The following is a 22,669-nucleotide window of genomic DNA, read 5'->3' as shown; positions in this document are numbered from 1 at the left end:
TAAAGGAGATTCTTATGCAAAAAAGAAGTAAAATAATTTCTGCAACCTTAATATTTTTGCTTTTATTCCAAATATTTTCATTCGTTGCAAATCAACCTGTTAATGCTGCAGGCAGCGCTTTAAGAGTTGAGATGTATATGAATAGTACCTCTCCATCATCAGCAACTATAACTCCTAATTTTAAGATTTGCAATTATGGAGCAAGCTCTTTAAATATGTCAGCAGTTACTATTAGATACTATTTTACTAAAGACAGTAATAGTACACAGAATTTCAATTGTAATGTTCCGGGAGTAACAGGTAGCTTTATAGACATGACCGAACCCACTGTCAATGCCGATAACTATCTGGAAATAAGTTTTCCGTCAAGCATGTCCCTTGCTCCAAATACTAGCATTGAGCTTAACGCAAGTATTTCTAAAGCTGATGGATCAATTTACAACCAAGCGAATGATTATTCCTTCAACTTGACAAATACCGATTATACCGAGTGGAGCAAAACACCTGCTTATATAAATAACATTAAAATATGGGGTTCTGAACCAGTTTTTGACCCTACCAAGGGGTTTCTGGTAATTGCAAGCAGTAACATATATAGCGCATGCCAAAGTGATTTAAATACATACTTGTCAGATTTAGCAAATGAGGATTGGTCCCCTACACTCATAAAAGTTAACAACGTACCGGACAGCAACTTTTCAGGAGATGAAAATTTCTATGTTTGCGAAAATCCTGATGACTTGAAACAAGTAATTCGCGGATACTACGATCAAGGTTATAAGGGCTTTGTAATTATAGGTTCTGCCCCATCAATTCCTAATGCTTATTGGGAATCAAGTCCTACTTCCAACGACAGAGTACCAACAGACCTTTTTTATGCAGATATGAGCAATTGGTCTGACTTGGATGGAGACGGTTTATATGAATCATCTTACAATCCTGATACAAGTGCACCTGATATGATTTATGGCAGAATATCTGCAGGAGCTATTTCAGATTCTGACCAACAAGCAAGCCAAAAAACTTCAGAATACCTTTCAAAAATTCATGCCTTCCGTATGGCGGGTAGAAATATGACTTATGAGCCTAAAGGCTTTTGCTTTGCTGACGATGATTTTGTAGAATATGAACCTGATATGGTATCTGGATTATCAAATTTAGAAAAAGATATTTATAGTATATCAAATAAATCTTCAACAACTAAAGACAGTTTTTTAGATCTTCTTCAAGGAGAATACAGACTAGGGTATGAGATTATCCATTCAAGTCAGGAAAGCTGGACCATTCCATCCTATCCAAATGGTTCAGAGGATGCCGCTAGTTTTGAACAACCGTCTATAGACGATATTAACGACATAACTGTCAAAGTAAACTATCTTCACATTAATTCCTGTTCAGCCTGTGATTTTAGTAGAAGCAATCTCGGTGCTACTTTTCTGTTCAACAGAAACAGTACTACAGGTGAATCAAATGTTTATAATGTTACGGGAATAACCATCAGCAGTGGTTTTTATGTTGATCCTCAATATTTTGAAGATTTGAAAAGCAATTGTATAGGCACCGCCTTTAAAAATGTAGTCTCAAGGTTTCAGGATAAATATGTTAATGTTAGACCTGAATACATCCTCCTTGGTGATCCTACATTAAAATATAATTTCACTAATCCCCAAAACAAGTGCCCTCATATCTCAAATGATCTTAGTGATGTAAATGCTTACCCAAATAAGCCATTTAAAATTATTTTGCAAACTACGGATCCTGAAAACGATGAGGTTTATTTGAATGTTTCCGGACTACCTAATGGAGCGTCCTATAACAGCACTACCAAAACAATAGAATGGGTACCTCAGGTTTCACAGGCAGGTAACTCCTATAATGTAACCGTAACTGCTTATAACAAAGATTCTTCGGGAATACCTATTAATAATTATTCTCAGCAATTTACTATTTATGTTTCAAGAATGAATTTATATTCTCAAGATATCCCTAATCCAGGATTTGAATCATTAAATGCAGATGGTACACCATCTGGCTGGACTCACAATGCTTGGTTTGGAGAAACATATTTAGATCAAAATGTTGTTAAGAGTGGCAACTACTCTGCATGCATTACTGGAAATGATATTTATGCCACTGGATATTATGAACTTAATACAACTGTAGAGCCAAATACCTATTATCTGATTAGCGGATATATAAAAACCTCAAATGTTTCTGCTACTTATGGCAGAGGTGCATGTCTGAATGTTCTCGTTCCGTCGTCAACCCCTGGTATAATGGATAACTTATTTAGTAATTCAATAGCTGGTACTCAAGACTGGACTCCGGTATATATGCGCTGGTACTCAGAAAGTAACACCAATCTGAAATTACAATTATCGCTCAGCTCAAGCGGCACAGCATGGTTTGATGATATTAAGCTTGAAAAGGATTATAATCTAGGATTTGAACTTCCAAAACAGACTTCACCAAATAGAGCCTCCAGATGGACTTTCTATAGTTCTAATAAGGACTCGGATACCTTCTCTATACATACTTTAGATAACCAGCAACCTCACAGTGGTGTGCATTCAGCCACTATAATGTCTAGTCAGGCTGCAAACTATTCTTATTTGAGCAACGAAATAGATGTTTTACCTAACACTGATTATCGTTTTAGTGCTTGGGTAAAAACAAAAAGCGTAATCTCCGGAGCTGGTGGTGCAAATCTGGCTGTAATCTCCGGAACAGGCCTTTCAGTGTCCAGTTCCGTTGTTGATACAAATAATGAATGGACACAGATATATGTTGATTTCAACTCAGGAAGCAATACAACCGCAAAAATTTATTGTAGACTTGGTGATGCATCTAACTATGCAAGAGGAATTGTATCATTTGATGATGTAACCATAGAGCAAAGATAAAGTCAGAAAATTAAAATTATTAAACCAGCTTCCTATGGCATTAATTTGTCTTGGGGAGCTGGTTTTGTCTTTTTAATGTAACCGTAGTTCTGGTTTACTTTATGGAATGTTAAATTTTTCACCTGCTTCAGATAAACATTCCCTTACTTCTGAAGCGTAATTTTCATTAGACAACACAATAAGGTAATCACCTGTAAGAAGTTTAGTGTCTCCATTTGGAATTAGTTCAACTCCCCCCCTTTTAACTCCAACAATTAAACAATGGGCAGGCCACTCAACTTCCTTTATCTTTTTACCTTCCAACAATGAGCCCATGGAAATTGCAGTTTCAATGATTACTTTAGTATCCTTCTTACCAATAAAAATATTATTCTCTTTATTTAAAATTCTTTCCAGTAATACTTCATATATAGGTCTTGAGTTTAAAACATCCGCAACAATATATGCTGTTAAGCATACCAGTCCAATGGAAAGCAAATGTGAAAAAGAACCTGTCATTTCAGTAATTAATATACACCCTGTAATTGGCGCCTTTACAGTAGCTGCAAAATACCCGGCCATAGCAAAAATAATAAGGTTGGGAATATAGGTTTGGTTAAATCCCAACATAAAATTTGAAATATTGCCATAGATAACACCAATGAGTGCTCCTATAACCAAAAGAGGCATGAATATTCCACCTGGTGCAGATGAGCCATAACTTATCATGGTAAATAAAAACTTAACCACCAAAATAAGTAATAATGTGATTAAAGGAAAAGATACTGTAGATAGAGATATTACGATGTCACTTCCCCCACCCAATACTTCAGGCATGGTCAATCCTACTATTCCTGCCGCTAAAAACGCTATTATCGGTTTAGCTTCTGATGGAAGCCATTTTTGCTTTGCATAGATATTCTGTGTTAAAAAAATAGTTTTGTTAAACACTATTCCAAGTAATCCAACAACTACTCCTAAAACTAATAAAAATAAATAATTATTCAGCGGAATTGCACTAATATGTTTAAAATCAAATACAGGTGTCATACCAAAGAACTCTTTTGAAACAAAGTCTGCTGTTAAAGATGCTGCCAGTGCTGAAGTCATAACCACAGGTGAAAAATTTTTATGCATTTCCTCCAATGCAAAAATAACTCCTGCAAATGGTGCATTAAAAGCAGCAGCGAGTCCGGCGCTTGCTCCACATGTTATTAGAAATTTCTCTTCGAGTTTGATTCTTTTAAACAACCGGCTAAAGCCCTGTCCAGTAGCAGCACCAATTTGAATAGATGGGCCTTCTCTTCCCAGGGATAATCCAGCACATATGCATAATAGTCCCCCAGCAAATTTACCTAATATAACTTTCCACCAGTTCATTTGAAGTTTTCGTAATACTACCCCCTCAACTTGTGGAATCCCACTTCCTGAAATCATAGGTTCTTTTTTTACAAGTATTCCCACAATCCATCCGCTTACAATTAAGGCTATGAGCCATATGGGAATCATCCAGTAATTCCTCAATTGCAATACATACATATGCTTAGAAAATTGAAGTGCTTTCTCTAATAAATATCTATAAAATACAACAACTATTCCAGCAATGACACCTACTATCATACCTTCAATAATTATCTTTAGCCTAAAATCATACCAATTCGATAAAATATTAGTTGTACTATTTTTACTCAACCTGTCCAACCTGCTCTCTTTATATATTAACTCATTATAGAAAATATCCTTAAATATCTCTACCACTATTGATTAATAAATGTCTAGTCTCTGTAAATTATGGATAATGACTTCTTTCCTCTGGTCCTTCATTATTATAATACACCTGTTTTCAGAAATATATGGGACAGTTAAAAAAATATACAGAGTATATACTCTTTGTAATGGTCTATACCCACTTAAGTTATACTATATTTTCGTAAATAAATTTACCCTTAAGGTAATTGCGTAAATCATTTAAAAAATTCAAGGTATCGTTGCAACCAGGTGCGTTAGTTAGTATAATTATTGCAGAATTTAGTTCTTTGAATATCATAACATTGGAATAAAAAGTACCCTCACTACCATAATGATAAAAGATTGTTTCACTATCAGCTTCATTGTACCAACCCATTGCATATTTTGGAATGCCACTAAGTAGGTATTTACAGGTCTGAGAAGTTATATATCCATCCTTTCCATTAAGCCCTTCAAGATAGATATTAACATATTTGGCCATATCTTTAATTGATATATTTATATTTCCTGCTGGAGATGATATTGGGTTTATAAAATGAGTATAATTCTCTGGTGATATTGGAACTCTTTTACCAAACCAGCCCACTTTATGCCCCCAAGGCTGTTCCCTATCAATATTATTAGGGTTGCCAAAACTGATTGAAACTCCAATGTCTCGGGCAGTTTCCAGTGCTAAATCTTCCCATGATTTTCCTGATACTTTTTCCAGCATTACTCCTGCCAAACTATACCCGGAATTCGCATAATTCATTTCAGTACTTTTGACTGGTGGAAGTGTAAGCACATATTTGCAAAATTGAAACCTTCTTTCTTGCTGATTACCCGCGAAATTGGGTATATTTGTATAAATAATTTTCTTTCTAAAAAAGTCTTTTCTTCCATTAAATGTATTCAACGGTTGTAATAATGTCTTGTGTGAAAGTAAATCTTTCAAAGTAATCGAATAATATGCTTGGTTTGAATTATTCATCCATTCAGGAAATAGATCAAAGATTTTTGTATCCCAACTTATAAGTCCTTTTTCAACTAATTTTGAAGCGATTAAAGCGGTATAGGATTTACCACAGGAACCAATTTGAAATTTGTCTTCAATAGAAACCTTTCTTTTGGAGCCGTCAAATATGTATCCTAAAGCATCCATTTTAATAATTTTTCCATCTCTTATAATACAATAAGTGAAACCTGGAATCTTATAATACTCTTGTAGACCTTCAATACCAATTTGCTTGACGGAATTAAATTCTAAAGGCTTTTTGTCTCGAATATAATATTGATTCAATAATAGTATTATCCCAAGAGAAGCTATTATTGAAAAACAAATCATAAAAATTAACTTTTTCTTCATATTATCCTTTGCAAAATAGACTATAAAATATTACTATAATATGTTATATTGTGGTAATTAATAAGTCAATCAAAAGAGTAGAATTAATTAACGAAAAATCTCAATGATGATGACTATTACAGTATTTGGGGTGTAAAAAGTATTAATGCAGGTGAATTTGGTATAATCAAGAGTAAACCAGCTACTGAACCAGATATACGTCAAGAGCAAATTGATGAGTATAAAACATATGAGGATGCGGCTGGAATTTCTGTATCTGAGTATGGTAGCTACTTTTTTTATGCGATGTTTTAAAGTCGTAGGGACTGGGCAAGGTACATTCTCGATTGCATATACCCCAAGATTCATCTCCGCTTTAAATTATCAGCTTATCTGAACATATCACAGTCTACAGCAAGAAGAGCAGTAAGGAAGTTTAAAGAGAAGTTGGCAGGATAAAGGAAGTCTTAGAAGTCGATTTGAGGCTTCCTTTATTGCATGTAGGCTGTAGTATATCAGCTATATAAGTTTTTGTTGAATCCATGAGACATAATGGTAAAATATAATTACCTCAAAAAAAGGTTTGTAAATAGTTCTGTACCAAAGTGAAGGAGGTACTTTTATGGTTTTTATTATAAATTCAGCCCCAGGTGTTGGAAAGTCAACCTTATTAAAAGGATTGCAAGACAAATTACACAATGGATTTGCTTTATTAGATGGGGATGATATAGGAAGAATTGTTCCACTTGAGAATACAAATGATTGGCTAAACTTAATTCAAGACAATATGGTATCTTGTTGTATTAACTTTAGAAAATATGATAAAAGGAATATTGTGTTAGGGTTTGTTTTTCCAAGTGAGGAGAGAATTCAAAGATTAAAAGGGTTACTTCAAAATGAAGGTTTTGATGTTCGTCATATAACTCTTTTTTGCCAAGATAATGAAGTTGAGAGAAGAATAAAAGAAAGAAATACATCCAAACTGGTTGGAATTAGTAAAGTTATTGAACATAATTGGAAAATAAAGGAAATGAAATCAGACTACCAGCTTGATACAACAACATTGAATAAAGAGGAAGTATCCAATAGTGTATGCAATTATTTGTTAAGCAGTATTTTATAAAGGGGGCAAAATGATAATGAAACTAATTGATTTATCACATGAAATTGAAGATAATATGCCAGTTTATCCAGGTGACATAAAGACTAATTTGCATCAAATAAAATATTTGAGTGCAGATAAGCACAATAATCATAGACTGGATATTAGCATGCATTCAGGTACACATATTGACTCTCCAATGCATTTGACTGATTGCAATCAATATATTTCTGAATTATCTCTAGAATCATTCATTGCAGATGGGTGTGTACTGGATGTAAGAAATCAAGCAATAATTAAATTGAAAGCTGAATACGATACATTGGTAAAAGAGAATAGCATTGTATTGCTATATACAGGCTTTGATACATATTATGGTGCAAAAGAGTATTATGAAAACTATCCTTGCATGGATATTGAACTTTGTAAGTTCCTGATAGAGAAGAATATAAAAATGGTTGGAATGGACATTCCTGCTCCAGATAGATACCCTTTTGAAATTCATAAATTACTGTTTAAGAATAATATATATGTCATGGAGAATTTGACAAATCTTGACCAACTACTTAATATAGACAGGTTTGAGGTTATAGCCTTCCCATTAAAGATAAAGGCTGATAGTTCAATGACAAGAGCTGTTGCAAGGATAATATAATGTTAAAAAGTACATATGACAAGCTTTCTCTGTCAATAATTTTGATTTTGTTGAATGAAAAAGTAAATTCCACTTTTAAAAAGTTAGAGTAGAATTTAGTCTTACGTAAATTCCACTACTTCATGTATAATTAATTTTGGTTTCCCAATCCGCAGTGAAAGGAGTTAATTATGTCTAATTTAATACCAGGAAACCAAAAACATCTCACCCTTGATAATAGGATTTTTATTGAAAAATCACTAGACAACAATTTACCTTTTAAAGTGATTGCGAAATATTTGTGCAAAGACCCTACTACTGTTTCAAAGGAAGTCAAGAAACACCGTTCTCTTACTTCTAGAAACAATTTTGTATCCCATAATCATTGTGTTCATCGTGGTAAATGTGGCCTTACAAATGTCTGCAAACGTACTGTTGCTTGTAAGAAGCAATGCAGAACATGTAATGCTTGTAATACCCATTGTGACCAGTTTAAAAATGAAATATGCAGTAAAGTATTAAAGGCTCCTTTTGTTTGTAACGGTTGTTCTAAAAAAGCTGGATGCAGGCTTGATAAATATTTCTACAAAGCAACTCAGGCTAATCGTCAATATAAGACTATCCTTGTTGAATCTAGAAATGGAATCAATATATCTGAAGATTCACTTAATCAGATGGATGCAATTGTCACACCTTTAATTTTGCAGGGGCAGACTCCGTACCAAATACTTAAAAATCATCCCGAAATAAAATGTTCTGAAAAAACAATTTATAATTATATTGCATCTGGTGTGTTATCTGTGAAAAACATTGATCTCCCCAGAAAAGTAAAGTATAAGCCTCGCAAACAAGACAGACCAAAAGCCAAAGATACAGGGATTTTTGAAGGACGAACTTATAATGATTTCATGAAATATATGGAAGCCCATCCAGAGACGAATGTTGTTGAAATGGATACAGTAGTCGGTTGTGAGGGTAGCCGAAAAGTACTACTTACATTATTCTTTCGCAGCTGCAAATTGATGTTAATTTATCTATTGCCAGATAAGACAGCAACTTCTGTTAAAAAAACATTTGACCATCTGGAAGAAAAAATGTCTCCTATCGGCTTCTACAACACATTTCCAGTTATTTTAACAGACAGAGGTACGGAATTTTCAAACCCAGAAGGACTGGAATGTGGGATTGATAATACCATACGCACATCCATATTTTTTTGTGATCCTATGGCTTCGTGGCAAAAACCAGGTATAGAAAAGAACCACGAATATATACGTTCTGTTCTTCCCAAAGGCTCATCCTTTGATAAACTGACGCAATGGGATGTAACAAGACTTGCAAATCATATTAACAGTACAGCAAGAGCCAGTCTAAATGGTAGAACCCCATTAGAACTGGCTCAATTGCTACTGGAAAAACATGCATTAAATGCATTCGGACTAAGAGAGATATCCTGCGACGATATCATCCTAAAACCAAAACTGCTGAAATAGAAACACAAACCAAGAGTTAAAACTGCGGATAGAAACCTCAATATCAACTCTATTCCGAGTGGAATTTAGTTTTACAAAAAATCCTCCAGTCGGCTGTTTGCCATGCAATTTTTTCTTCAGAGCAATTTTCTGTATGCTTATTATACTATATTTCAGGCACAAAGAATATAGTTCAAAGACTTGATTTAGTGGAATTTACTCTTCATTGTGGAATTAAAATTTACAGTGGAATTTAACTTTTCAATTAACGGTAATTTTGATTTGAATATTATAGTAAGCAAACCAATAGACTAATCAACGAAAAATCCCCATACTTTCTCCAACACGCTCACAACCCAGTTGATTGGTATCCTTGGGGCCCTGAAGCATTTGCCCGTGCAGTAAGCGAAGATAAGCCAATTTTTCTTTCCATTGGCTATTCAACCTGTCACTGGTGTCATGTTTTTAAAATATACTAATAAACAGAGAATTATAGACTTATCTGTGAACAAAAATTCTTAAGTTATACTTTTCAATGCCTTCTCATAATCTATTAGTCCATGCCCATAATATTGTTGATTACTACCTTTATCTATTTTCTTGCATGAATTCTCAATTATACTTTTAACTTCTATAGGGGATAACGATTTATCCTTTGATTTGATAGCAGCAGCAAGAGAAGAAACTATTGCAGTTGCTTGGGAAGTACCTGAAATTTTTCTATATTTCCTCTTTCCTGTTATACCCATGATTTCGTAGCCAGGGGCGACGACGCTTAAGCTTTCTCCGTAATTTGAAAATATAGTCAAATCATTATCCTTATCAACAGCTCCTACAGATATGACCCCGGTATATATAGCAGGATACATACCTCTTTTCTCTCCATTATTTCCATAAGATGCAACAACAACAATATTATTATTTAAAGCCTTGTTAATTAAATCCTCCTCCTGTTTGGAATAGCGATAACTTCCAAAACTTAAATTAATTACATCTACCTTATCATTAATTGCAGCATTAATAGCATCGATAACATCATTAGATTTTGCAGAATTTTCCCCATCTGTTATAACATAAGAAAAGACTTTCGCACCATGTATTAATCCTGATATTCCTTCTTTGTTATTACTATTAGCAATCATTATACTACAAAGATGTGTAGCATGACTTGTATCAAATTTCTTATTTACTAAATTTCTAGGTATATATTTTACAATAATGTCACCTTTTGTTAAATCATTACTATCCGTATCAACAGGCCCATCTATCAACGCTACTTTTACCTTTTGAATTTCATCTTTATCTATAAATTTTAATGAATTCATATAGTTAATGTTTTTAAGATACCACTGGTCTTCAAAATAATAATCATTAAAATCCTTTCTAAAAGACAACCTAAATATAATAGACCCTATTAACAATATTAATATAGAAACACTCAATATAATTTGAAAACTTGTAATTTTGTTTTTTTCTATGTTCATATTCCCCACCATCGCTAAAAATAATATAGGAGAAAATCTCCTATACTATTTCCATTGTCATATACAGTACTGTTTAAAATATATCATGTTGTAATATATGTAGAGTAGTTACTAGTAAAATCCTTATACCCATAACATGTTAAAAATACAGTATAATTCATGAAAGTGACACCTTTATCTACTTTAACTTGAGCTTCCCCTTTACACTTTACTTCTGAACCAGATGTCTTAATTGGAGTAGTACCTTTATCAATAACAGTATATGGGAATACGGAACTCCCAGCGTCAGAAGAAGTCATATTAGAGCAATACTTTGAGGACGCGGACGTATCATATTCATAATTCATTATAACCGTATATCTAGCCACTTCAATCCCAAGTACCTTCAACTGATATAAATATGACCATTCTACTGGAACTGTTGCCTGTAATTGGATTTCAGAAGATTCTTGGTTATCTATATTTTGTTTAACTTCTAGGACTATTTCACTACCATCATCAAACTTGATTGATTTAACTTTTTCAGCTGCGGTAAGTTTAACATCCTTAAGTACCTTATTTACTTCTTCTTTTTTAAAAGCTTTTAAATCCTGAAATGCTTCTTTTGCTTCAACATCTCCATTTTTAGCCTTTTCAAGATATTCTTTAACTTGATTTTTTGATTCAAATTTGACCTTTATGCCTGATTCTGCAAAAATATTCGAAGAGCAAACTGAAAGTACAAGTGCCAATACTACAAAAATTGATAATATTTTTTTCATTAATATATCTCCTATGTTAAATTAATTTGAAGTGCACTTCGAGAGATATATTAGCATATTATGCTTTTTCTGTTAATGCTTGTAAATTATAATACTATTTTACAGGCATTGACAGAATACTTAGTCAGTTAATAGTCAAAACCTACTTTAATTATTTGAATATTTGATATTTCCGCATTATCTTTCAATTTCAGTATATTATCAGTCGATGATTGTATAATTATTGATTTTACTTTAATTCCATTCTCACTTATATATTTATTTATACTAGAAATCTTGGATTCAATATTCTTAATTCCTAATAAATTGGATATATTCTCAAAGTTGTTCATTTCATTCTTGAAATTAATAGAATCAGTTTTAAATGAAAGTTCTCTAACACCTGACTTCCCGGAATTGTATTTTTTCGGGAATCCCCAATGAGGGTACAATATATCATATTCAGTAAATTTGCTACCTGTGTCAATTTCAAACCAGATATAATCCATTACACTTCTTGATCCAAATATCCCCTCTACATTATCAATATTTATTGGGTTTTTTAAAAAAATTGCAAGTTTTGTTACTGTTCCTTGTTTAATTTTTTCAAGCTTGTTCCATTTTGATTCTAACGTGCTTGAACCTTCCTGAGAAATCTGCTCATAATTCAAAATATCAGTAGTAGTATTCTCTTTTGATATTGTTGATTTAAAAAATACATTAGGCATTACAAGCTTGATCTCATTATTTACGTATTGCCCTTCATTGCTATAAACCTCATATTTACAACTTGCAGTCATACTGAATAAACCTTGATTTATAGTCATTGACTTAATTTGAGAGCTTGGTATGGTAAACTGAACATAATCTCTTAAGGCCTGTTCCGTATTCTGCATACGTGTGTGGAATAAACTGCTCAGTAGTAGTGGAGCTATAAAGCCAAATAATAAAACAATTACTAAAATTGTACAAATAACACTGATTACAATTTTTCTTAAAAATTTAAGCCTTAAATGCTTAAGTCTTCCAATTGAATTTTCATCTCCATTTAATAATGTATTCTGTTCAGCTTGTTCAAAATCTTTTTTACACTTATCACAATTCTTCAGATGATTTTCACAACTTTCACTATCTGCTTCATTAAGTTTCCCATTTAAAAATTGGGGCAATAATTCCTGAAACTTTTCACATTCATTTGATTGTTCTCTCTTCATAATTTTTAAAAACCTCCTTAAACTTTTTCCTTGCCCTAAACAAAGAAGCCTTTATAGCCGATTCACTACAATTCATTATGCTTGACATCTCTGCATACGTGAAACTAAAATAGTTATTAAGTAATAACAAAACTCTATATTTTGTGGGGATACTCTTTAGTAAAATTTCAAAATCCATTTTAAAATCAATATCTATTGATGATGCCTCTAGGACGTTTACCAAATTATCCAATGTGGTTATATTAATTTTATTTTTTCTAATATAATCAATAAATAAATTATGAGCAACTTTGATTAACCATGAAAGACCTACATTTATATTCGCACTAGCACTAGTTGATAAATAAACTAATGTTTTATAGAATACCTCTTGTGTAAGGTCTTCAGCAAGTTTATCATTATTACATAAGTTCTTTAAATAATAAAAAACCTTTTTGTTATAACTTATATATATTTTTTCAAATTCATCCATCCATCCACCTCTCAGCTCCTTTCATTATTTATAACGGTTTTTTTTAATGAAAAGTTTTGCTTAATTTTACTTTTTTTATATTTTGATTATATTTTTTGAGTTTCTTTGAGACAGAAGCATTTTGGAGACGATGACAAAAAAGAACGTATTTTGTAAACTGTAGCTTTATCAGATGAACAGTAGAATCCATACTGTCAATAAATTCGAATATTGATACAAATCCATTTAATGTGCCAAATCACACCAATCATTCATTATAAAATCGGGTAAAGTTAGTTAATTATATTCAATTTCCACTTCTGCATCCTCTCCTACCCTCTTCCAGACAATTGACTTAATCAACTTTCTATATACATTATTTAAGTCTTTGACATTTAAACTATCTAGGTTTAAGAGTATATCATTATAATATTTAATCCTATCCTCAGGATTAATCCTTTTTAAATTATCAATTTTCCTTTCTAAACTTTCAATTTCATTTTTAGTTTGATAAATTTTTGTTTCCCAGTTTGCTCTTCTTTGTAACCACTCTTCCCTCTTATAATCACCCAATTCATAGCTTTCATTTACTTTATTAAGTGCAGATATATATTTATCATATTCCTTTTGCTTTTTATTCATATCATTTTTGAAATTCTTAATATCTGTCTCAAGCATTTTCTCATTGCTATTAAGTAACTGATTAATTGAATCATTAAGAAATGTCTTAACTTCTGATTTTACGGTATTTAACAAATCCTTATAGCTTCCCCCTCTATTACTGCATTTTTCACCTATATCAGATACATGCCAACAAGGTTTTAAAAGAATATAACCATTTTTTTTACGCTGAAAAGTTGAACCATATCCGCATACCCCACACTTAATCAATCCACTCAATTCATAAGTTGACGCCCTTGCTCTTGTGGGTACAAGTTTACGCTTCTCTATTATTTCAATAATAGTATCATGTTCAAGTTGAGTTTTAACTGCTTGGTGACAGTTTTCAACTATGTTCCATTCACTTCTAGGTAACTCTCTGTAAGCCTTGGCACTTGACTTTTTTATTTTGTGTCCATCTCCTATAGTTTTATTTGTAATTATCTTACCCAAATGTGTCTCATCAACCAAGATTCTATGAATAGTTACATTAGTCCACTTTCTACCACTAGGACTGGGTACGTTCTTTTTATTCAAGTCTATTGCAATATTTTGAGGTGTAATATTATTTAAAGCTTGTCCTATTATATATCTATATATTTCAAGTTTATCATCATTGACTACCAATCCTTTTTCATTATATTTATTTTCCCATCTTTGATATTCATAGGGGAATGGGGGAATCCCATTAGTCCAATTCCCCATTTTTGCCCCTGCTTTCTTACCTTGTCTTAATCTTCTAGTAATTGTTTTATATTCTAGTCTTGCAAAAAGTCCTTGAAAATCACTATATGTATCATCTAAATCATTATTTAAGTCGTAAACTTTACTTGGAGTAATAATAAGTGTATTTGATTTTTGAAACGCCTTCTTTATTTTACTTTGGTCTCCTAAATCTCCCCTAGACAATCTATCATAATCCATAACTAGGATGGCATCGTATAATTCTGTTTCTATTTCGTTCAATAGTTGTTTGAATTTAGGTCTCATATCAATACTATCGGATGAACCAATTTCAACATACTCAACATATTTCCAACCGTTTTTGTCACAAATTTCAACCAATGTATTTCTATGTTTTTGAAGGTCTTTCTCTTCATCGCCCCTAGATTTTCTCAAATACAATGCAACAAATCTAACTTTATAAACTCATTCTCATATTTATTCCTATATGTATTATTTATCAAATATTCATTAAATAACTCCTCTGGAATAGTGTCAAAGTTATTTGGATTTTCCTTTAAATATTTACACATAGCCAACAACAATAATGATATTGTTGTAATCCTTTGCTGACCATCTATAATACTTAATTGATTTATTTTAGTTGCTTGATAGTATTCATCCGTTATGTATACTATTGAGCCAATAAAATGTGTTCTATTCTCATACTTACTTACCCTTAGAATATCATCTAAAAGTTGTTTGCAATTGAGCCTTGTCCACTTGTATGTTCTTTGGTATACAGGAATCATAAACTGTTGTTTTGGTTGTTGCATAAATGATAACATACTTGTTTGAATAGCTTTCATATGTTACACCCCCACTATCTCAATAATGTTTTTAGATATATTGATTTTACATTAATTGTAACATTTTTACAAACACTACATAAATTGTATTATGAGATAGAAATATAAATAATTTGGTTTTTTTAAGGTTAATTGGATTAGTTCGGACTATTATCTTGTAGATGTAAAATATAAACATCTTGCAAAAATATCCCATAATGGATATAATCATTTTAGGGAAAATTAAATAGTTGCCGTGATTTCTAAGTGCTTGCAACACCTAGAAACTCATGCAGGTGCATCACCACCCACACGTATGGACTTTCGTCCACCACAGCAACCAGTTTTTATTATACTTGGTTTTATTTCTTTTTGCAATTACTAGTGCGTGTAGGGTTATACCTATTCGCACTTTTTAATTTTCCCTCCATTTTTACTTTGGAGGGAAATATATATGTTTTCTAGCTTTAATGATGGTAAGAATATGGAAAGCTTCATTCTATCATGTATAGAGGATAGGATTAATGACCTAAGTAATGAATTTAACAAGTCTTCTCAATATACTGACTTTTATAATCAATATACAGATATTTTAAAGAAACTGGAGCAATTATTATCTAAAGAAACTTATGCTTTAATCTTAAAGCTTGACGCGTTATATGAGAAGCTATCAGTTGATTACCAAAACTTCTTTTATAACCAAGGATTTATTGATTGCCGAATGGTTTTCAATTTACTACACAAATAATGCCTCGCTAATTACATCGACCAAATGCATTAATATCAATGGTTTAGGAAGATATGTTCAATATCAAGATGTTAAGTACCTTCTACAATGCACTAAAATCAATGCTTCCATACAGTTAAGAATAAGTAACTCGAATCGTTCAATAACATTGATGTATTGCTAGATGTGTTAATTGATAACCATTATCAATATTAATCGGGCAAATAAAAATCGCCTTACTTGGCGGTTACTCAATCTTGCTTCTAATAATTATACTCAAAACAGAATACATCATTAACTTTTTGGAATAATAGTTTTGTGTTATAAAATAAGCAAGACTATAAAATTAGAAAGGTGGTGATGCCCATGACAAGTCATAAAACACCCAATAAATTGGTAAATGAAAAATCCCCTTACTTACTGCAACATGCATATAACCCTGTTGACTGGTATCCTTGGGGCCCTGAAGCATTTGCCCGTGCAGTAAGCGAAGATAAGCCAATTTTTCTTTCCATTGGCTATTCAACCTGTCACTGGTGCCATGTAATGGAACGTGAATCATTTGAGGACGAAGAAGTAGCACACATATTGAACCGGGATTTTATATGTATAAAGGTTGATCGTGAAGAAAGACCTGATATAGACAGCATTTACATGTCCGTTTGTCAGGCGCTAACCGGTCACGGCGGATGGCCACTCACAGTATTTCTAACCCCTGACAGACAGCCGTTTTATGCAGGAACGTATTTTCCGAAAGAAGACAGCAGAGGCTTTATGGGGCTTATATCTTTGCTTGAATCTGTAAAAGAAGCATGGGACAGCAAAAGAGATAACCTATTAGAATCAGCAAAGAACATTATAGAGCATTTAACTCAAGAAGAAGTTTCTATTGAAACAGAAATTTCAAAAGACATTATACATGAGGCATTTACACATTTTAAATATAATTTTGACAGCAAATATGGAGGCTTCGGAGCCTCTCCCAAATTCCCATCTCCACATACGCTGCTCTTTTTGCTCAGATACTGGTACACTCAGAAAGAGCCTTTTGCACTTGAAATGGTTGAAAAGACCCTTGAATCAATGAAAAACGGTGGAATTTTTGATCATATAGGCTTTGGCTTCAGCAGATACTCAACAGATAAAAAGTGGCTTGTTCCACATTTTGAAAAAATGTTGTACGACAATGCACTTTTAGCTATTGCATACGGAGAAACGTATTCTGCAACCGGAAACAAAAACTATGAAGAAACGGCCAGACAGATACTTGATTATGTGCAACGTGATATGACATCTCAATTAGGAGCTTTTTATTCCGCTGAAGATGCTGATTCCGAGGGTGTTGAAGGCAAGTTTTATGTTTGGTCCCAAGAGGAAGTAATTAGCGTACTCGGCTCTAAAGATGGAGATGAGTACTGCAAATTATTTGACATAACCTCTCCAGGAAACTTTGAAGGACTGAACATACCAAACCTTATTGAAACAGGCACTTTATCCGAACAGCAAAAGCACTTTGCAGAGGAATGCCGTAAAAAACTATTTGCCCACAGAGAAAAAAGAATTCATCCGTACAAAGATGACAAAGTTCTGACATCCTGGAACGGTCTTATGATAGCTGCAATGGCATACTGCGGCAGAATTTTCAGTGAAGAAAGATACATCGAATCGGCCAAAAGGTGCGTTGATTTCATTTATAAAAAACTTATTAGAACTGACGGACGTTTGCTGGCACGCTACCGTGACGGTGAATCAGTTTTTCCCGCTTACCTGGAAGACTATGCATTCCTTGTCTGGGGATTACTTGAATTATATGAGGCTACGTTTACAACTATTTATCTAAAAAGAGCCGTAAAACTGACAGATGCAATGTTAAATCTCTTTGGCGAAAAAAATTCTGCAGGACTATTTTTATATGGACATGATTCTGAAAAACTTATATCTCGGCCACGAGAAAGTTATGATGGTGCTATACCATCCGGGAACTCCGTTGCAGCAATGAATCTTCTGCGATTAGCAAGAATAACCGGTCATCATGAGTATGAAAACAGAGCAAAAGCCATAATAGATTTCTTTAGTAATCAGATGGAAGCAGCCCCAACCGGACACAGTTACATGCTTTGTAGCTATATGTATTCCATATCTGATATATCGTCTGAGGTAGTTATTACAGGGACAAAGCATAAGGAATTAGTAGATACTTACAATAGTAAATATTTACCATTTGCCGTAGCCATTTCTAATATAACACCTGAGCTTACTGAAATTGCTCCTTTTGTGGAAGGCTATAAAGAGCAAAATGATAAGACTGCAGCATATGTATGCCGAAATTACTCTTGTATGGAGCAAATTACAGAAGCAAAAAAGCTTGCTGAAGTATTATCTTAGAAATATATATAAAGGGTTAATTTATCGCAATCTTTAAGATAAATTAACCCTCTTTATAAACAAACTTTATAAACCCAGATAGCTAACTATATTTTTATAGCATACTCCTTCAATAATTTCCCCCAATATATCATCATCGTCGGCAAATTCTTCATTGTCAACAAGATCACCGACAAAGGAACACAGAATCCTTCTAAAGTAATCGTGTCTTACGTAAGACAAAAAGCTTCTGGAGTCTGTAAGCATTCCTACAAAGTATGCCAACATGCCCTGATCTGCAATGGCTTTAAGGTGAGCTGTTATACCTTCCTTGTGGTCATTGAACCACCATGCTGCCCCAAATTGCACCTTTCCAGGAATACCAGCCTCCGTAAAGCAATGAGGAAGGGAAGATAATACCAGGTTATCCTTGGAATTTAGCGTATACAAAATTGTCTTAGGCATGGAATTCTTTTTATCCATGTCATTAAGGAGCTTTGCTAATGGTTCAGCAATTCGAAAATCATTCATAATATCAAACCCCGAATCAACGCCAACCTTTTTCAGCATAGTATCATTGGTGCTTCTAATAGCTCCAATGTGCAGCTGCATTGCCCATCCAGCCTCTTTATATTCTTCTGCTAAAACACCAAGAGTGTACAGCTTATATTTTTCAGCTTCCTCAACTGATACAGTCTCTCCATTAAGTCTCTTTTCAAATATATTGCCAGCTTCATCAAATTCTGTAGGGAAATAAGCAAGACTTTCAAGAGAGTGATCCGAGAGAACACATCCTACCTGGCTGAAAAATTCAATTCTGTTTTTCAGAGCAGCTAATAAGTCCTTGTAAGTTATAATCTTTATATTTGCAGAAGTCTCGAGTCTTTTTATGTACTCAACAAAATTATCATTTAGTATCTTTAAGGCATTATCCGGTCTGAAAGTAGGTAAAACCTCAAATCCTTTGTCAGTCTTCTTTCCTAGCAGTAAATGATATTCAAGGGAGTCAACCGGGTCGTCGGTTGTGCAAATTAGCTTTACATTAGAAGACCTTATCATTTTTGTTGGAGAAAGTTTATCCTCCCTTATTTTTGCATTGCAGTAATCGTATATTTTATCTGCATTGCTTTCCTTTAAAACTTCATTTACTCCAAAGTAAGTTTCCAACTCCATATTAGCCCAATGGTAAAGAGGACTTCCTATAAGTCTTTCACAGGTTTTTGCCCACATTTTAAATTTGGTACGTCCGTCTACTTTTCCAGTGATAAATTCCTCAGGTACTCCAGCAAAACGCATTGTCCTCCATTTATAATGGTCATATCCTAGCCATATGGATGAAATATCCGTAAAAGTCTCATCTTCATAAATTTCTTTCGCAGAAAGATGACAGTGATAGTCGTAAACCGGCGCATCCTTTGCAAAACGGTTATATAAAGATTTAGCGGTTTTGCCCTTTAAAATAAAATCATCGCTTAGCAAATACTACACCCCCGTATTTAGTCAAACTAAAAGCAACTATGTTCACAGTTTGCAGCACCAAGAGATACAATCCCTCAAAGTCTCAATCATCACTTTATTTGTAAGACCTTCTTCTCTATGTGTAGGAGCAAGGCAACAAATTCTTCCGGCCCCAAATTCACGAGCCCAACCTGCTTCAGATTCACCGTATGAGGATTCACTGTCAAGGAATACAAGACTTTTGTCAAGATTATATTTTACAAAATAATGTTCATCCATTGCCTCAAAGGATTCCTTCAGACTGATTCCACTGCTATTTTCTTTAGGAATATACTTTACAATCCTGTGTTCGTTTGGATGGCTTAAAAAATATCCACCCATCATCTTTGTGTATTCTCCTGTCTCATCATACAACGCTAAACCTGCATGCCATGCCATCCAGCTTCCACCGTTGTTTACATAATCAACAATCTTCTTTTCAATATCTCGAGTCATCCACTTGTTTACAACTTCATCAGTGGGATTAATTCTGTTTTCTTTGCCCAAAATAACAAGGTCATATTTCTGGGATAGTGCTTCCTCAAGGCCGTCTACATCAGAATCAATAAGTTCGAATGTATGAAGCCCTGATTTATTTAACATATCGACTGCCTTTTTGAGTGCTGTAAATGCTATGTCATGGTCATGATAATAATCGCCTAAAATGCTAAGAATTTTTTTATTCAAATCTATTCACCCCCATCCAAATATATCACAGGGAAAATAATTATGCAAAATGAATATTGAAAAATTAACAAAAACCCGATGGCCTAAACCATCGGGTTTTTATCTATTTTTCAAATCAATAATTTATCAAATTAAGCCTTCAATCTAGCTTCGAGGTCAGCAAGCTGCTTCTTCAATTCAGCAGGAACCTTGTTTATATCATAAGTCTCATAGTGAGCTTTGATTGACTCAACTTCTTTGAGCCATTCTTCCTTATTAACTTTAAGAAGCTCTTTCATGTCTTCAGCTGAAACGTTCAGACCTTCAACATCGATAGCATCTTCAGTAGGCATATAACCGATTTCAGTCTTAACAGCCTTACCTTCACCTGATACTCTTTCACATATCCACTTGAGAACACGGCTGTTTTCACCATATCCAGGCCACAACCATTTTCCGTTTTCATCTTTACGGAACCAGTTAACATAGAATATCTTTGGAAGCTTTTCTGGGTCAGCCTTTGCTCCAACATCTAACCAGTGTTGTAAATAGTCATTTACATTATAGCCTATAAATGGAAGCATTGCGAATGGGTCACGACGAACCTGACCGATTTTGTCGGAGATAGCGGCTGCAGTGATTTCTGAACCCATTATTGAGCCAAGGAATACACCATGGTTCCAGTCAAAGCTCTGATGTACCAATGGAATAGTGCTTGGACGACGTCCACCTATCAATATAGCTGATATTGGTACTCCAGCAGGATCTTCCCACTCAGGAGCTATAACAGGACACTGGCTTGCAGGTGCTGTAAAACGAGCATTTGGATGAGCAGCAGGAGTTTCTGAACTTGGTGTCCAATCCTTTCCGTGCCAATCAATTAAGTGAGCAGGAGCATCTACTCCCATACCTTCCCACCAAACATCTCCATCGTCAGTTACACCAACGTTAGTGAAGATAGTGTTCTTTTCAATGCTGTGCATAGCATTTGGATTTGAATCCAATGATGTACCAGGAGCAACACCGAAGAATCCTGCTTCAGGATTGATAGCATACAATCTTCCGTCTTTTCCGAACTTCATCCAAGCTATATCATCACCGATTGTTTCAACTTTCCATCCTGGAATTGTAGGAACAAGCATAGCAAGGTTAGTCTTACCACAAGCACTTGGGAAAGCACCGCAGATATATTTAACATTGCCTTTAGGATCAGTAAGCTTGAGGATAAGCATATGTTCAGCCAACCAGCCTTCTTCACGAGCTATAACTGATGCTATACGGAGAGCGAAACACTTCTTACCAAGCAAAGCATTTCCGCCGTATCCTGAACCATATGACCAGATAGTTTTTTCTTCTGGGAAGTGGCTGATGTATTTCTTTTCGATTGGAGCGCAAGGCCATTTTGTATCTTTTTCGCCTTCAGCTAAAGGAGCTCCTACTGAGTGCAAGCATGGTACAAATTCTCCATCACCGAGAGTTTCCAATACTTTTGTTCCAATACGAGTCATAATTCTCATGTTAACAACAACGTATGGGCTATCAGTAATTTCAACACCGATTTTTGATATTGGTGAACCTATAGGTCCCATTGAGAAAGGAATTACATACATTGTTCTTCCCTTCATGCAACCTTTGTAAAGGTCTTTCATAGTAGCTTTTAATTCATTTGGATCAATCCAGTTGTTAGTAGGTCCTGCTTCCTCTTTTGTCTTTGAAGCGATATATGTTCTGTTCTCAACACGAGCAACGTCAGAAGGATCACTGTTGAAAGAGTAACAACCAGGACGTTTTTCAGGATTTAAAGGTTTAGCCAATCCGGAATCAACCATCTCTTTTAAAAGACGATCGTTTTCTTCCTGAGAACCATCACACCAGTATATCTGATCTGGCTGACACATGTCGGCAATTTCTTTAACCCAAGCTTCTAATTTCTTGTTTGTAGTCATTGTAATTCTCCCTTCAATTTATAAAAATATACTGCTATCAATGAGTAGTATTTGTGATTAACACGCTACTATTCAGTATTTCAAGTAAGCAATTTATTTGATAATTTTTTCACTAACCATCTTAACATACAGTTGTATAAATTTCAACACATGTTTTTGTCACATTTTTATTTTTAAAAGAAAATATGCAATTTTAAAGTTTTAATATTTCATGTGTGTATTTTTATACATGAATATACTTATATT

The 22,669-nt window shown here is 33.8% G+C and carries 17 protein-coding genes and 1 pseudogene; 7 read left to right on the top strand and 11 right to left on the bottom strand.

The window, feature by feature from the left end; translation table 11 throughout:
- Positions 1-14: 14 nt before the first annotated feature.
- Entirely contained in the window at positions 15-2,903 is a 2,889-nt protein-coding gene (locus tag K412_RS0109585; protein WP_024832905.1) for a cellulose binding domain-containing protein, read from the top strand.
- 99 nt (positions 2,904-3,002) lie between these two features.
- On the opposite strand, the gene K412_RS0109580 is transcribed toward K412_RS0109585, so the two are convergent.
- Together K412_RS0109580 and K412_RS0109575 are read right to left on the bottom strand one after the other, a co-directional pair.
- Complete coding sequence (locus tag K412_RS0109580) at positions 3,003-4,583, bottom strand: ClC family H(+)/Cl(-) exchange transporter (protein WP_024832904.1); 1,581 nt, start codon at positions 4,581-4,583, stop codon at positions 3,003-3,005.
- A gap of 214 nt (positions 4,584-4,797) precedes the next feature.
- Positions 4,798-5,976 carry a serine hydrolase domain-containing protein gene (locus K412_RS0109575; RefSeq protein WP_024832903.1) on the bottom strand — a complete coding sequence of 393 codons (1,179 nt, stop codon included), beginning with the start codon at positions 5,974-5,976 and terminating at the stop codon, positions 4,798-4,800.
- Between the two features lie 601 nt (positions 5,977-6,577).
- On the opposite strand from K412_RS0109575, the gene K412_RS0109570 reads away from it, so the two are divergent.
- The 4 genes and pseudogenes from K412_RS0109570 to K412_RS21795 all read left to right on the top strand — a co-directional run.
- The gene (locus K412_RS0109570; protein ID WP_024832902.1) at positions 6,578-7,078 is read left to right on the top strand and encodes a P-loop nucleotide/nucleoside kinase family protein; all 501 of its coding nucleotides are present in this window, start codon (positions 6,578-6,580) and stop codon (positions 7,076-7,078) included.
- A gap of 16 nt (positions 7,079-7,094) precedes the next feature.
- Positions 7,095-7,712, top strand: coding sequence for a cyclase family protein (locus K412_RS0109565; RefSeq protein WP_242835592.1), 618 nt, complete (start codon positions 7,095-7,097; stop codon positions 7,710-7,712).
- 170 nt (positions 7,713-7,882) lie between these two features.
- The gene (locus K412_RS0109555) at positions 7,883-9,184 is read left to right on the top strand and encodes an IS30 family transposase (RefSeq protein ID WP_024831370.1); all 1,302 of its coding nucleotides are present in this window, start codon (positions 7,883-7,885) and stop codon (positions 9,182-9,184) included.
- Positions 9,185-9,477: 293 nt separating this feature from the next.
- Positions 9,478-9,633: pseudogene (locus tag K412_RS21795) on the top strand (DUF255 domain-containing protein); the annotation flags it as partial.
- A gap of 48 nt (positions 9,634-9,681) precedes the next feature.
- On the opposite strand, the gene K412_RS0109550 reads toward K412_RS21795, so the two are convergent.
- The 6 genes from K412_RS0109550 to K412_RS20630 all read right to left on the bottom strand — a co-directional run bounded on the left by K412_RS0109550 (position 9,682) and on the right by K412_RS20630 (position 15,244).
- Positions 9,682-10,647 (bottom strand): S8 family peptidase, encoded by a 966-nt coding sequence (locus K412_RS0109550; protein WP_024832900.1) that lies wholly within the window; start codon positions 10,645-10,647, stop codon positions 9,682-9,684.
- Between the two features lie 83 nt (positions 10,648-10,730).
- A complete protein-coding gene (locus K412_RS0109545) occupies positions 10,731-11,408 on the bottom strand; it encodes a hypothetical protein (protein WP_024832899.1) in 678 nt (225 codons plus the stop codon).
- A gap of 128 nt (positions 11,409-11,536) precedes the next feature.
- Positions 11,537-12,601 (bottom strand): anti sigma factor C-terminal domain-containing protein, encoded by a 1,065-nt coding sequence (locus K412_RS0109540; RefSeq protein WP_024832898.1) that lies wholly within the window; start codon positions 12,599-12,601, stop codon positions 11,537-11,539.
- On the bottom strand, positions 12,579-13,073 hold the full coding sequence (locus K412_RS0109535) for an RNA polymerase sigma factor (protein ID WP_024832897.1): 495 nt from the start codon (positions 13,071-13,073) through the stop codon (positions 12,579-12,581). The genes K412_RS0109540 and K412_RS0109535 overlap by 23 nt, the downstream gene beginning before the upstream one ends.
- Positions 13,074-13,349: 276 nt before the next feature.
- Positions 13,350-14,831 (bottom strand): recombinase family protein, encoded by a 1,482-nt coding sequence (locus tag K412_RS20635; protein ID WP_159413136.1) that lies wholly within the window; start codon positions 14,829-14,831, stop codon positions 13,350-13,352.
- Entirely contained in the window at positions 14,828-15,244 is a 417-nt protein-coding gene (locus tag K412_RS20630) for a DUF262 domain-containing protein (protein WP_024832895.1), read from the bottom strand. Before K412_RS20630 ends, K412_RS20635 begins: the two co-directional genes overlap by 4 nt.
- Before the next feature lie 433 nt (positions 15,245-15,677).
- On the opposite strand from K412_RS20630, the gene K412_RS0109520 reads away from it, so the two are divergent.
- Positions 15,678-15,971 (top strand): hypothetical protein, encoded by a 294-nt coding sequence (locus K412_RS0109520; protein WP_024832894.1) that lies wholly within the window; start codon positions 15,678-15,680, stop codon positions 15,969-15,971.
- A gap of 339 nt (positions 15,972-16,310) precedes the next feature.
- Positions 16,311-18,335 (top strand): thioredoxin domain-containing protein, encoded by a 2,025-nt coding sequence (locus tag K412_RS0109515; protein WP_034847390.1) that lies wholly within the window; start codon positions 16,311-16,313, stop codon positions 18,333-18,335.
- Between the two features lie 66 nt (positions 18,336-18,401).
- Here the strand turns inward: K412_RS0109515 and uxaC are convergent, their stop codons facing one another.
- The 3 genes from uxaC to K412_RS0109500 form a co-directional block, all read right to left on the bottom strand.
- Positions 18,402-19,793 (bottom strand): glucuronate isomerase, encoded by a 1,392-nt coding sequence (gene uxaC, locus K412_RS0109510; RefSeq protein WP_024832892.1) that lies wholly within the window; start codon positions 19,791-19,793, stop codon positions 18,402-18,404.
- 42 nt (positions 19,794-19,835) lie between these two features.
- The gene (locus tag K412_RS0109505; protein WP_024832891.1) at positions 19,836-20,498 is read right to left on the bottom strand and encodes a ThuA domain-containing protein; all 663 of its coding nucleotides are present in this window, start codon (positions 20,496-20,498) and stop codon (positions 19,836-19,838) included.
- A gap of 131 nt (positions 20,499-20,629) precedes the next feature.
- The gene (locus K412_RS0109500; RefSeq protein WP_024832890.1) at positions 20,630-22,423 is read right to left on the bottom strand and encodes a phosphoenolpyruvate carboxykinase (GTP); all 1,794 of its coding nucleotides are present in this window, start codon (positions 22,421-22,423) and stop codon (positions 20,630-20,632) included.
- Positions 22,424-22,669 lie beyond the last annotated feature (246 nt).

The organism is Ruminiclostridium josui JCM 17888, from assembly GCF_000526495.1.
Taxonomy (GTDB): Bacteria; Bacillota; Clostridia; order Acetivibrionales; family DSM-1351; genus Ruminiclostridium; species Ruminiclostridium josui.
This window is presented reverse-complemented; position numbering and strand designations above follow the sequence as displayed.

Coding starts and splice junctions, on each gene's coding strand:
- K412_RS0109585 (WP_024832905.1), top strand. CDS start 15: ATGCAAAAAAGAAGTAAAATAATTTCTGCAACCTTAATATTTTTGCTT.
- K412_RS0109575 (WP_024832903.1), bottom strand. CDS start 5,976: ATGAAGAAAAAGTTAATTTTTATGATTTGTTTTTCAATAATAGCTTCT.
- K412_RS0109570 (WP_024832902.1), top strand. CDS start 6,578: ATGGTTTTTATTATAAATTCAGCCCCAGGTGTTGGAAAGTCAACCTTA.
- K412_RS0109565 (WP_242835592.1), top strand. CDS start 7,095: ATGAAACTAATTGATTTATCACATGAAATTGAAGATAATATGCCAGTT.
- K412_RS0109555 (WP_024831370.1), top strand. CDS start 7,883: ATGTCTAATTTAATACCAGGAAACCAAAAACATCTCACCCTTGATAAT.
- K412_RS0109550 (WP_024832900.1), bottom strand. CDS start 10,647: ATGAACATAGAAAAAAACAAAATTACAAGTTTTCAAATTATATTGAGT.
- K412_RS0109545 (WP_024832899.1), bottom strand. CDS start 11,408: ATGAAAAAAATATTATCAATTTTTGTAGTATTGGCACTTGTACTTTCA.
- K412_RS0109540 (WP_024832898.1), bottom strand. CDS start 12,601: ATGAAGAGAGAACAATCAAATGAATGTGAAAAGTTTCAGGAATTATTG.
- K412_RS0109535 (WP_024832897.1), bottom strand. CDS start 13,073: ATGGATGAATTTGAAAAAATATATATAAGTTATAACAAAAAGGTTTTT.
- K412_RS20630 (WP_024832895.1), bottom strand. CDS start 15,244: ATGAAAGCTATTCAAACAAGTATGTTATCATTTATGCAACAACCAAAA.
- K412_RS0109520 (WP_024832894.1), top strand. CDS start 15,678: ATGTTTTCTAGCTTTAATGATGGTAAGAATATGGAAAGCTTCATTCTA.
- K412_RS0109515 (WP_034847390.1), top strand. CDS start 16,311: ATGCCCATGACAAGTCATAAAACACCCAATAAATTGGTAAATGAAAAA.
- K412_RS0109500 (WP_024832890.1), bottom strand. CDS start 22,423: ATGACTACAAACAAGAAATTAGAAGCTTGGGTTAAAGAAATTGCCGAC.